Origin of the sequence: Streptomyces geranii (genome assembly GCF_002954775.1) — a bacterium.
GTDB lineage: Bacteria > Actinomycetota > Actinomycetes > Streptomycetales > Streptomycetaceae > Streptomyces > Streptomyces geranii.
On record NZ_PJME01000014.1, the window covers coordinates 28,711 to 39,827 of the forward strand.

General features: G+C 71.4%; 11 protein-coding genes. 5 read left to right on the forward strand and 6 right to left on the reverse strand.

The features are described 5' to 3' along the window. The first annotated feature begins 96 nt into the window (after positions 1-96). Positions 97-807 (forward strand): AAA family ATPase, encoded by a 711-nt coding sequence (locus tag CW359_RS20155; RefSeq protein WP_105971376.1) that lies wholly within the window; start codon positions 97-99, stop codon positions 805-807. Here CW359_RS20155 and CW359_RS20160 read toward each other — a convergent pair whose 3' ends face one another. After that, positions 808-1,953 (reverse strand): MerR family transcriptional regulator, encoded by a 1,146-nt coding sequence (locus CW359_RS20160; RefSeq protein ID WP_105971377.1) that lies wholly within the window; start codon positions 1,951-1,953, stop codon positions 808-810. It lies immediately after the preceding gene. A 158-nt stretch (positions 1,954-2,111) separates the two neighbouring features. Here CW359_RS20160 and CW359_RS20165 point away from each other — a divergent pair, with 158 nt between their 5' ends. Further along, positions 2,112-2,984, forward strand: a complete 873-nt coding sequence (locus CW359_RS20165; protein WP_105971378.1) for an ATP-grasp domain-containing protein — start codon at positions 2,112-2,114, stop codon at positions 2,982-2,984. 71 nt (positions 2,985-3,055) lie between these two features. Here the strand turns inward: CW359_RS20165 and CW359_RS20170 are convergent, their stop codons facing one another. After that, a complete protein-coding gene (locus CW359_RS20170; RefSeq protein WP_105971379.1) occupies positions 3,056-3,634 on the reverse strand; it encodes a hypothetical protein in 579 nt (192 codons plus the stop codon). 144 nt (positions 3,635-3,778) lie between these two features. On the opposite strand from CW359_RS20170, the gene CW359_RS20175 reads away from it, so the two are divergent. Beyond that, positions 3,779-4,552, forward strand: coding sequence for an IclR family transcriptional regulator (locus CW359_RS20175; RefSeq protein WP_105971380.1), 774 nt, complete (start codon positions 3,779-3,781; stop codon positions 4,550-4,552). Next, positions 4,549-5,421, forward strand: coding sequence for an SMP-30/gluconolactonase/LRE family protein (locus CW359_RS20180; protein WP_105971381.1), 873 nt, complete (start codon positions 4,549-4,551; stop codon positions 5,419-5,421). The genes CW359_RS20175 and CW359_RS20180 overlap by 4 nt, the downstream gene beginning before the upstream one ends. Positions 5,422-5,447: 26 nt before the next feature. Here the strand turns inward: CW359_RS20180 and CW359_RS20185 are convergent, their stop codons facing one another. Genes CW359_RS20185 through CW359_RS20200 form a run of 4 tightly spaced genes read right to left on the reverse strand, consistent with a single transcriptional unit; the run spans position 5,448 to position 9,412 of the window. Further along, complete coding sequence (locus CW359_RS20185; RefSeq protein WP_107503114.1) at positions 5,448-6,848, reverse strand: FAD-dependent monooxygenase; 1,401 nt, start codon at positions 6,846-6,848, stop codon at positions 5,448-5,450. After that, positions 6,841-8,109 carry an MAB_1171c family putative transporter gene (locus tag CW359_RS20190; protein WP_105971382.1) on the reverse strand — a complete coding sequence of 423 codons (1,269 nt, stop codon included), beginning with the start codon at positions 8,107-8,109 and terminating at the stop codon, positions 6,841-6,843. The genes CW359_RS20185 and CW359_RS20190 overlap by 8 nt, the downstream gene beginning before the upstream one ends. Continuing rightward, the gene (locus CW359_RS20195; RefSeq protein ID WP_232838485.1) at positions 8,106-8,789 is read right to left on the reverse strand and encodes a toxin-antitoxin system, toxin component family protein; all 684 of its coding nucleotides are present in this window, start codon (positions 8,787-8,789) and stop codon (positions 8,106-8,108) included. Before CW359_RS20195 ends, CW359_RS20190 begins: the two co-directional genes overlap by 4 nt. Beyond that, positions 8,786-9,412, reverse strand: coding sequence for a transcriptional regulator (locus tag CW359_RS20200; protein ID WP_105971384.1), 627 nt, complete (start codon positions 9,410-9,412; stop codon positions 8,786-8,788). Before CW359_RS20200 ends, CW359_RS20195 begins: the two co-directional genes overlap by 4 nt. Before the next feature lie 185 nt (positions 9,413-9,597). Here CW359_RS20200 and arfA point away from each other — a divergent pair, with 185 nt between their 5' ends. After that, entirely contained in the window at positions 9,598-11,112 is a 1,515-nt protein-coding gene (gene arfA, locus CW359_RS20205) for an arabinosylfuranosidase ArfA (RefSeq protein ID WP_105971385.1), read from the forward strand. Positions 11,113-11,117 lie beyond the last annotated feature (5 nt).

Here is an 11,117-nt window from a genome sequence, read left to right on the forward strand (position 1 = left end):
TCGATCAGGTGTAGCGGCGACTGTCACCCCCAGCCGGGCACCGCGAGGGCTCGGACGGCACGTACATCCGTCCGAGCCCTGCGCGACACTGGTCCGGTGATCGTCGAACGCGCGTATGCCCATCTCTCCTCGTACGACGAGGACACCTGGCCCTGGTCGGTGCCCTGCGTCCGGCAGTTGCTCGACGAAGGGCTGCGCTTCACCGCACCCGTGACCTTCCTGGTCGGTGAGAACGGTTCGGGGAAGTCGACTCTCGTCGAAGCGCTGGCGGAGGGGTTCGGTCTGGACTCCTACGGCGGCTCCCACGACTGGCGTTACGCCTCCCCGCGGGCCAAGTCGGTGCTCGGCGAGCGGGTGCGGTTCGACGCCGCCGCGCGTGGGCGCCGTATGGTCACCAGCTGGTCGGCCCGCAAGGGGTTCTTCCTGCGGGCCGAGACCGCGCTGGACGCCCTGGACCGGGAGGGGTTCTCGCCGGAGTCGCGCAGCCACGGTGAGGGATTCCTCGCGGCGTTCCGCGGCAAGTTCCTGCACGCCGGGCTCTATGTCCTCGACGAGCCCGAGGCGGCGCTCTCCTTCTCCTCCTGCCTCGAACTGATCGGCCACATCGACCGGTTGACCAAGGAGGGCGGCCAGGTCATCTGCGCCACGCACTCCCCGCTGCTGACCGCACTGCCGGGCGCGGACATCGTCGAGGTGGGCGAGCACGGCATGCGGAGGGTCGCCTGGCAGGAACTCGGCGTCGTGGATCACTGGCGCCGCTATCTCGCCGACCCGCAGGCCTATCTACGGCACATCGTCGAGCCGTAGTCAGCCCGCCCGCACCACATCGGCCACCACACAACTCACGTTGTCCGGGCCCCCGTTCGCGTTCGCCGCCGCGATCAGCGCGGCCGTCGCCGCGTCCGGGTCCGGGATCGTGGTGAGGACGTGGCGGATCGTCGTGTCCGGCACCGCCCTGGTCAGACCGTCCGAGCAGAGGAGGTAACGGTCGTCGGGGTGTGTGTCGTGCAGGCGCAGGTCCGGGGTGGCCGGGGTGCTGGTCAACGCCTTGCGGAGCAGGGTGCGTTGGGGATGCGTCGCCGCCTCCTCGGGGGTCAGGCTGCCCTCGTCGATCATCGACTGGACGAGGGTGTGGTCGTGGGTGATCAGGAACAGTTCGCCGTCCCGGAGCAGGTAGGCGCGGCTGTCCCCGATGTGTACGAGGGCCAGGCGCGAGCCCGTCCACACCATCGCCGTCAGCGTCGTGCCGACCTCGTTCTCGCCCTCCGTTCCCGTCGGACCGGCGATGTCCCTGACCGCCTGGGCGGCGCCCTGGACCGCGTCCTCCAGGAGGTTCAGGATGCTGCCCGCGGTCGGCAGCGGTTCCGTGTCCAGGAACTTCAGCGCCGCCACGGCCGCCGTGCCGGCCTGTGCGCCCTCGGGGCCGAAGCCGTCGGCGACGGCCAGGACCCGGGAACCGGCGTACGCGGTGTCCTGGTTGGCGGCCCGGACCAGACCGATGTCGGTGCGGGCGGCGTAACGCAGTTCGAGCAGTTCGGTGCCTGTCATGGGTGGGGTGTCCTTCCTCGGTGGTGTCGAGAGGTGGTCGACGAGGAACATGGCGAGGTCCCGCCGGGTCGCCGTCTCCGCCTCGACCCGGGCCCAGAAGGCGCGGATCTCCTGGGCGGCGGCCGGCGGTTCCATGGCCCCCACCTCGCGGATACGGGCCAACGGCATCCCCAGCCGGCGCAGCCAGGCCACCAGCCGGGCCTGCTCCAGCTGCTCGGCCGCGTAGTAGCGGTAACCGGTGTCGGGGTCGACGCGGGCGGGACGGAGCAGGTCCAGCTCGTCGTACAGCCGCAGCGCCTTCGGCGACAGCCTGCACGCCCTCGCGAACGCCCCGATCGTCAGCGTCTCCGGCGTCTCCGGCGTCTCCGGCTTCTCCGACAGCTCCGGTTTCTCCGGCCGTGTCATGGAGTACCTCGCTTCCTCGTTCCGCCACCGATGCTGGGGCTTCCCCGAAGGTGAAGGTCAAGCACCGGTTAATCTTCATTCGATACCAACAACAGTGGTGAAATGGCAGTACGCGCCTTACAGCACGCTCTGCAGCCCGCCTTACCGAGGGAGTCCCCGTGGTCCGCATCGCCGTCGTCACCTACGACCCCCGTCCGGAGCCCAGCAAGGACCGTGACTTCCCGGTCCTGGTGGAGGCGCTGACGGCGGCCGGCGCCGACACGGACGCCGTGTACTGGGACGACACCGACATCGACTGGGCGTCCTACGATCTCGCCCTGGTCCGCTCCACCTGGGACTACACCTGGCGCGCGGAGGAGTTCGCGGGCTGGCTGGATCGGGTCGGGAAGGCCACCCGGGTCGCGAACCCGGTCGATGTCCTGCGCTGGAACATGGACAAGCGGTACCTCGGCGAGCTGGCCGCCGCCGGTGTCCCCACGGTCCCCACCACCTACCTCGCCCCCGGCGACGCCCCCGACCTGCCCGACGACCGCGAGTACGTCGTCAAGCCGACATCAGGCGCGGGCGCCCGGTACGCCGCCCGCTACACCCCCGCGGACCGGGAGACGGCGGTACGGCATCTCGCGCGCATGCACGCCGAGGGGTTCACCGCGATGGTGCAGCCGTACGTCGGGAGCATCGACGTCACCGGGGAGCGTGCCCTGCAGTTCTTCGGGGGGCGGCTGCTGCACGCCAGCCGCAAGGGGGCGGTGCTGGCTCCTGGCACGGCGTACGACGCGGACAAGGTCGCGCATCCCGACCTCACCGTGTGGGACCCGACCCCGGCGGAGCTTGCTCTCGCGGAGAGGGCGTTGGCTGTTGTGCCGGGTAACTCCGGGTTGCTGTACGCGCGTGTGGACCTTGTGGTCGGTGAGGGGGGTGAACCTCTGGTCATGGAGCTGGAGTTGATCGAGCCCAATCTGTTTCTCGATCTGCATCCGGGGTCTGTGGTGGGGGTTGTTGAGGCGGTTCTGCGGGCTGCTGTCGACTAAGGGGGCGGGAGGGGCTGTGGTGTGTCGGCTGCCGGCTCGTCGTGGCTGGTCGCGCAGTTCCCCGCGCCCCTTTAGGGCGCTTCCCTCACCTCCACTCTCTGCAGCAGGCCCCACGTGAACTCCGCCGCGCACTCCCGTCTCGTCCCCGTCCCGTCCGGCGCTGTGAACGACAGGCCCCAGCGGGTCGGGGCCGTGCCCTCCAGGGGGCGGGCCGGGGCGAAGGCTCGGGCTACCTCGTCGACCGTGCAGGTCCAGGGGTGGAGGTCGGCCAGGGTGGTCAGGGCGGGGGAGGGGGCGCCCGGGGCTCGTACCAGCCACTCGTTCCAGGCGACGCCGTTCGCTGCCACGAGCACCTCGAAGCGCAGGTCGGGCCAGAGCGGGACCGGCCACAGCCAGGACTCGCACTCCAGGTCGCCGATCCTGCGGGGTGTCACCGACTCGGGGGTGCCCAGGACCGAGCGGTAGCGGGAGGCGGCGGCGCGGGCTCGGGGGGAGCGGAGCATCGCCTGCCAGCGCTTGTTCGCCTCGCGCATGTCCGCGAGCGAGACGCCCAGTTCATGGCGGGCGTCCTCCACCAGGTCCGGGTTGTGGTCGGCCATGCGGCGCAGCAGCACCAGCTGGAAGTCGCTCACCGTGAACATGCGGACCATGTTCTCGTACCCCGCACGCCCATTGCCCGCCCGGGACCTAGTGGTTAGCCTGTGCTCTGTTCGTCATGCCGACCGCGTGTTGAAATCTCGAACGCCACCATCGCTGTCGTCACCGAAAAGCAATAAAAAACAGAGGGGGCCGTCATGGGACGCCTCGTACCTGCCGTGACCCGGGCTCTCGACATCCTTGAGCTCTTCCTGGACGGAGACGGCACGCTCTCCGCCCCGGACATAGTGCGCCGGCTCCAGCTGCCGCGCACCACCGTGCACGAACTGGTGACGACGCTCGCCGCCCGTTCGTACATTGTGCAGGTCCCCGGCCAGCCGGGCCGCTACCGCCTGGGCGTACGCCCGTACCAGCTCGGCAGCCGTTACGCCGAGCAGCTCGACCTCGCGGCGGAGGGCCAGCAGGTGGCCAGGTCCGTCGCCGAGACCTGCGACGAGACGGTGCACGTGGCCATCCTCGAAGGCACGGACGTCATCTACATCGCCAAGGTGGACTCCACCCACGCGGTACGGATGGTGTCGGCCGCCGGGCGCCGCCTACCCGCCCACTGCACCTCCGTCGGCAAGATGCTGCTGGCCTCGCTCCCCGACCACGAGCTGAGCGCCCGCGTCCCCGACAACGTTCCCCTCACCGGGATGACGCCGAACAGCATCACCGACCCGGCGGCCCTGCGCGAGGCCCTCGCGGAGATCCGCCGCCGGGGCGTCGCCGTGGAGAACCGGGAGTCGAACCCGGACGTGAGCTGTGTCGCCGCGCCGGTGCACGACCGGACGGGCCGGGTGGTCGCCGCGCTGTCGATCTCCGTCCCGATGATCCGCTGGAGCGACGACCACCGTTCGGAGCTGGAACAGCTCGCCGCCAAGGGCGCCGCGGAACTCTCCGAGCGCCTCGGTCACCGGAGCGTGGCATGACGACGTACGAACCCGGGCTCGAAGTGGCCGTCCAGGCGCAGGCGACCCTCGGTGAGGGCCCCACCTGGGACGCGGCGAGGTCCCGTCTCATCTGGATCGACATCCTCGGCTCCCGCGTCAACACCTACGACCCGGCGACGGACCGCCGCACGGTCACGGCGACGGAACAGCACGTGGGCGCCGCCAAGCCCCGCACGGGCGGCGGCCTGGTCCTGAACCTGCGCGACGGAGTCGCCCTGTACGACGGGGAGGACGCAGCCACCGGCTTCCGCTGGCTGCACCACGACCCGACTCCCGGCCGCCGCGCCAACGACGCGGCCGTGGCCCCCGACGGCTCGCTCTGGGCGGGCACGATGCGCTACGACGAGGCCCCGGGCGGCGGCACCCTCTCCCGGCTCACCGGCGACGGCGAGGTCACGACCGTCCTGGACGACGTCGCGGTCAGCAACGGCACCGGCTGGAGCCCGGACGGCCGGCTCATGTACTACATCGACTCCCCGACCCGCCGCGTGGACGTCTTCGACGTGTCCGCCGACGGTCAAAGTGTCACCAACCGGCGTCAGTTGGCGGTCATCGAAGAGGGCGCGGGCTTCCCCGACGGCCTCACGGTCGACGCGGACGGCTGCGTCTGGGTCGCCCTCTGGGACGGCGGAGCGGTCCGCCGCTACACGCCCTCCGGCGCCCTCGACCGTACGATCACGCTCCCCACGGTCCGCCCGACGGCCTGTGCCTTCGGCGGTGCGGACCTCACGGACCTGTACATCACCACGGCCCGCGTGGGCCTGTCCGCCCCGCACCCGATGTCGGGCTCGCTGCTCGTCGTACCGGGCGCGGGCAAGGGGGTTGCCCAGCCCGCGTTCACGGGCTGAACTCCCCCCGAACTCCCCCGACTCGCCTACTCCGAGGCGGCCTTCCACTCCTCCGGCCGCAACGGCGGCCCGCTCAACGGTGGTTTGAGCGGGCCGATCGCCGCCGCGAGGAGCACGCTCGGCGCGAGCAGCACCTCCGAGCCCCGCTCCAGCGACGTCACGTCGGTGACCCGGCGTGCGATACGGCCGTTGCCGGTGGCCGTGCGCATCAGCCGGCCCACGTACGCCGCCAGCAGCCGGTCCCGAACCGTCGGGCCCTGCTCGGTGGCGCCGGGGTAGAAGATGTCCTGGCTGGTCGCCAGGTCCCAGGCCGCCGCGACCGGACCGGCCACCGCCTTCTGGACACGACGGGACAGCCCCGGCGAGCCCCAGCCCTGACGGCGGATCACATCCCGTAGCGCCACGGCGCTCTGGGCCGCGACCGACATGCCGTGGCCGTAGATCGGGTTGTACGCGGCGAGCGCGTCGCCGAGGACGGTGAAGTTCTCGGGCCAGACCGGCATGCGTTCGTAGTAGTGCCGCCGGTTCGACGTCGTACGGGTGACGGAGACCTCCGTCAGGGGCTCGGCGCCCGCGAGCAGGTCGGCGATCACCGGGTGGCGCAGTTTCTCGCGTGCGAAGCGGGTGAACTCGCCGCTGTCGGAAGGGGGTTCACCGCCCCGGGTGCCGGACAGGGAGACCAGCCAGCAGCCGTCCTCGATCGGCATCAGCACGCCCGCGCGGCCCGGACCGCCCGCCCTCGGGTCCGCCTGGACGTTGACCACCGGGAAGCCGTGCCTGGCCGGTTCGGGCGCCCGGTACATCCGGCTCGCGTACACCAGCCCGGAGTCGACCACCCGGCGGGCCGGTTCGGGCAGGCCCAGTTCGCGCAGCCAGTGCGGGGCACGCGAGGCACGTCCGGTGGCGTCGACGACCAGGTCGGCGTGCAGGGTGCGGCTGCTGCCGTCGCGGCTCCGCAACCGGACGCCGGTGACGGCCTCGTCGGTGCCCTTGAGGCCCAACACCTCGGCGTGCTCGACCAGTTTGATCCGGTCGTCGTCCAGGATCTGGGCGCGGAGCGTCGCGTCCAGCAGGTCCCTGCCGCTCAGCAGGACGTGGTGCGACTCCTGCCAGCGCCGGAACCAGCCCTGCGGTGCCAGCGCGACCATGTCCGTCGTGACCGCCAGCCGGTGCGCACCGGCGTCCAGGAGCAACTCGCCCGCGCCCGGCACCAGTTCCTCGACGGCGCGGGCACCCCCTGACCACAGCATGTGCACGTGCCTGGCCTGCGGGAGGTTGCGGCGCGGCTCCGGGCCGTCCGGCAGGACGTCACGCTCCACGACGGTCACGCGGTCGGCGAACTCGACCAGGGCACGGGCCGCGAGCAGCCCGGCGAGCGATCCACCGAGCACGACGGCGGATCTGACAGGGGACGGTTGATCACTCATATACGTGCAGGCTCTCTGCTGGGGCGGTCGCGAGGGTGCGCACCGCCTCGATCTCATCGGGGTGACTCAGGACCCGCGACACGGACTCGATGCCCTGGAGCAGGTCCGTGAGCAGATCCGTGGGCAAGTCCGTTCCGTGGTCCGGGACTTGGGGCCTGGGCGGCCGGGACCCGGCCCGCGCCTCGATCGCCTCCCGGATCGTCACCGCCGCCGCCAGCGCCCGCGCCCGGCCCGGTCCGCAGCCCAGGTCAAGCGCGGCCCCGTAGGCCCGTCGCCGCAGTTCCCCGTCGAAGTGGCGGGAGAGCTGGAGCAGGGCGTCGCGGATGAACGTCTCCCTGCGGGTCAGCCGCAGCTCCGGGGTGGCCCGCAGCGAGAAGGGGACGCCCTTGCCGGTGGCGGTGCGCAGCAGCTCGTACAGCGGACCGAGCCGCAGATGGGCGCGGCGGAGCTGCCAGCGGTCGCGCAGGTACTGGCCGGCGTGCGGCAGCACGAACCCCGTGGCGATCAGGACGGCGGCGAACCCCCCTGCGGCCGGGGCCAGTTCGGTGGAGAGCGGGTCGAGGTCGTGGCCGGTCCAGCGGGCGGCCACGGCCGTGCCCTTCGCCGCGTCGAACACCAGGTTGGCGGCGTAGCCGACGGCCAGGGACCTGAGGCCCCGGCGCAGCCACACGTCGAGCCCGGCGGTGTGGATCCAGTCGCGGATCAGCCGGTACGTCAGCACGCAGGACGTGGTGTGCGCGAGCAGGTAGAGCACGATCAGCTCACGCATGAAGGGCGTCCGGGCGTAGTACGTGTCCAGGTCCCGGCGGCGCTCCACGGGTACGTCGGCGAGCCCGAACAGCGTCCACAGCGTGAGGATCACGCCCGCGTGGCCGACGGCGACCCAGCGCATCGCGCACCGCGCCCGGGCCGATCCGCCCGACGGCCCGGCCAGGCCCCCGCGCCAGGCGATCATCAGCAGCAGGCTCGCCCCGCAGAACGCGACGATGATGCTGTAGACCAGCGGCGCCGCGAGGTTGGGCACGCCGGTGGCCCGGTTGACCCAGGCGATGACCGGCGGCGCCGCGAAGACGAAGATGCCGCAGGCGAGTAGCAGCAGCCCGCCGACCGCCCGCCGCAGCGGATCGCGCCACAGCCTGACGATGCTGGGCAGCTTGAACACCAGGGCGGCGGTCAGCACCGCGATCGGTGTCCCGAACACGAGGACGGAGTACGGCTCGCCCAGGAAGCCGGAGCCGGAACCGGAGCCGAGGGGGTTCATCGCCGGGCGTTTCCGCTTCCCCGGCCGCGATACCCCAGGGAGGCCTGCACCCCGCTGCTGCCCGGACTCGCCGTACGGCCCGCCACCCACGGCCGGAAGACGGTGGCGAGCCGGTGCCCGAACTCCTCGGCGTCGGCCTCCTCGGCCTCGCGGGAGCCGTTGCGGGCGGCGACGGTGAGCGCCAGATCCGGCCCCTGCGCCCACTGTTCGTCGGCGAGGACACGGGCGGCGGTCGCGCCGACGCTGTGGTGGTGACAGTGCCCGGCGTGCAGATGCCACAACTCGTGGCCCAGGATGACGAGTTGCTGCACGGCCTCGGCGCGCTCCTCGACGATCACGAGGTCGAAGTCGTGGAACTCCACCCACAGACCGGTGACTTCGATCTCGTCCGGGAACCGCTCGAAACGCAGCTCGACCCGCCGCCCGCGCCGCTCGCTCATCTCCTCGCACAGGGCCCGGCACAACTCCCGCACCCCGGAAGGGCCGTTGTCCCGCTCTCGATCCCGCTCTCGATCCCGCTCTCGAACCCGGTCCCGCTCCTGCTTCCGCAGCGCGGTGGTGAGCGCGCCCGTGAGGTCGCGCATCGCACCCCGGGTCCGCAGCCGGTGCGCGGCCCGGGCGGGCAGCAGCGCCGCCAGCGCATCCCTCGCAGTTGCCCGCGTCCCCCGTTTCGGCGTCATCGTTCCGACTCCTCGTCCGGTTCCTCGGCGCCGCTCAGCAGCCCTTCGAGCATCACCGCGAGGGCCTCCTGCTTGCGCGGGGTCAGCCGCCGGCCGCGCAGGGCCAGGGTGACGACGCCGTGCCGGGTCGCGAGCCGGACCAGTGGGCCCTCCTCGGCGCCGCCGAGTTCCGTGAGCAGCCGCCGGAGTTCACGGTTCAGGACGATCGGCGCGGGGTCGGTGAAGAAGCCGGTGCCCTGCTCGACGCCGAAGTACGCGGCGAGCGCGGTGAGATCGGGGACGTTCGGCATCTTCTTGCCGAGGAGCAGCTGACGCGCCCACTCGGGGCTGATCGACAGCGCGTCCGCGACCTCCTTGCAGACCTCGGCGCGCTTTCTGCCGTTCGCCGCGAGCCGCGTCTCGTGCAGCGTGCGCACCCGGCGCCGGATGCGGCCCTCGATGTCGTCGGCCGCCGCCTGCGCGTCCCCGGCCAGCAGGGCCTGGATCTCGCCCTCGGTGAGCGCGGTACGGGCCGACAGTCCTCGTACGTCGAGGACTTCGGCGCGATCGAGACGGGCGTCGGCGATGCGCTCGTCGAGGAGCGCGAGGGTGTTCGAGAGGGGGTCCGGAAGGTTCTCACTCACGGGCCGACCTTACGTGCCCGGACCCCTCCGCACCAGGAAAATCCAACGATCGTTGGAGGCGGCGGAACGATCGTTGGACAGGCGGGCCATTGACGTGCGAACACTCCAAAATTACGGTTTTGTTCGAAGTTACGAGCGGATACCGAGATACCGAACGCCGAAGTATCGAACGCCGAGAGGAACCCATGTCCCGCAGCGCCCGCTTCACCCTCGACCCCGCCTTCAAGGTCGGCGAGGTCAACCCCCGGCTCTTCGGCTCGTTCGTCGAACACCTCGGCCGCTGCGTCTACACCGGCATCCACGAGCCGGGCCACCCCGCCGCCGACGAGGCGGGCCTGCGCACCGACGTGCTGGAGCTGGTCCGGGAGCTGGGCGTCACCGCGATCCGCTACCCCGGCGGCAACTTCGTCTCCGGCTACAAGTGGGAGGACTCGGTCGGCCCGGTCGAGGACCGCCCCCGCCGCCTCGACCTCGCCTGGCGCTCCACCGAGACGAATCGTTTCGGCCTCGCCGAGTACATCGCCTTCCTGAAGAAGGTCGGCCCGCAGGCCGAGCCCATGATGGCCCTCAACCTCGGCACCCGGGGCGTCGCCGAGGCCATCGAACTCCAGGAGTACGCCAACCACCCGGCCGGCACCGCCCTGTCCGACCTCCGTGCCGCCCACGGCGACAAGGACCCCTTCGGCATCAAGGTCTGGTGCCTGGGCAACGAGATGGACGGCCCCTGGCAGACCGGCCACAAGACGGCCGAGGAGTACGGCCGGATCGCCGCCGAGACGGCCCGTGCGATGCGCCAGATCGACCCGGGCGTCGAACTCGTCGCCTGCGGCTCCTCCAGCCAGTCGATGCCGACGTTCGCCGAGTGGGAGGCGACGGTCCTGGCGGAGACGTACGACCTGGTCGACTACATCTCGCTGCACGCCTACTACCAGCCCGAGAACGGCGACATCGACTCCTTCCTGGCCTCGGCCGTCGACATGGAGTCCTTCATCGAGAACGTGGTCGCCACCGCCGACCACGTGGGCGCGAAGCTCAAGTCGAAGAAGAAGATCAACCTCTCCTTCGACGAGTGGAACGTCTGGTACATCTCGGAGTGGCACGAGATCGAGAACTCCGGCGAGCGGGACTGGGCGGAGGCCCCGCGCCTCCTGGAGGACGTCTACTCCGTCACCGACGCCGTCGTCTTCGGCTCGCTCCTGATCGCCCTGCTCCGGCACGCGGACCGCGTCACGGTCGCCTGTCTCGCCCAGCTCGTCAACGTCATCGCCCCGATCATGACCGAGCCCGGCGGCCCGGCCTGGCGCCAGACGACGTTCTTCCCCTTCGCGCAGGCCAGCAGGTACGGGCGCGGCGAGGTGCTCGACGTACGGGTGGACTCGCCGACGTACGAGACGAAGAAGTACGGCGAGACGGACCTGCTGCACGCCACCGCCGTGCGCGCCGCCGACGGCACGGTCACCGTCTTCGCCGTGAACCGCGACCGCACGCAGCCGCTGCCCCTCGAAGTCGCCCTGAACGGACTCGACCTGACCTCGGTCGTCGAGCACAGCGTGATCGCCGACGCCGACCCGGACGCCCGCAACACCCTGACCGACCCGGAGCGCGTCACCCCGCACCCGGCCACGGGCACCGCCCTCCAGGACGGCACGCTGACCGCCGTCCTGGAGCCGCTGTCCTGGAACGTGATCCGACTGGCCTAGATCCG

Excerpts from the sequence above, each read along its gene's own strand:
- CW359_RS20160 (WP_105971377.1), bottom strand. The coding sequence starts at position 1,953 with ATGACACGGCCGGAGAAACCGGAGCTGTCGGAGAAGCCGGAGACGCCG.
- CW359_RS20170 (WP_105971379.1), bottom strand. The coding sequence starts at position 3,634 with ATGGTCCGCATGTTCACGGTGAGCGACTTCCAGCTGGTGCTGCTGCGC.
- CW359_RS20175 (WP_105971380.1), top strand. The coding sequence starts at position 3,779 with ATGGGACGCCTCGTACCTGCCGTGACCCGGGCTCTCGACATCCTTGAG.
- CW359_RS20180 (WP_105971381.1), top strand. The coding sequence starts at position 4,549 with ATGACGACGTACGAACCCGGGCTCGAAGTGGCCGTCCAGGCGCAGGCG.
- CW359_RS20185 (WP_107503114.1), bottom strand. The coding sequence starts at position 6,848 with ATGAGTGATCAACCGTCCCCTGTCAGATCCGCCGTCGTGCTCGGTGGA.
- CW359_RS20190 (WP_105971382.1), bottom strand. The coding sequence starts at position 8,109 with ATGAACCCCCTCGGCTCCGGTTCCGGCTCCGGCTTCCTGGGCGAGCCG.
- CW359_RS20195 (WP_232838485.1), bottom strand. The coding sequence starts at position 8,789 with ATGACGCCGAAACGGGGGACGCGGGCAACTGCGAGGGATGCGCTGGCG.
- arfA (WP_105971385.1), top strand. The coding sequence starts at position 9,598 with ATGTCCCGCAGCGCCCGCTTCACCCTCGACCCCGCCTTCAAGGTCGGC.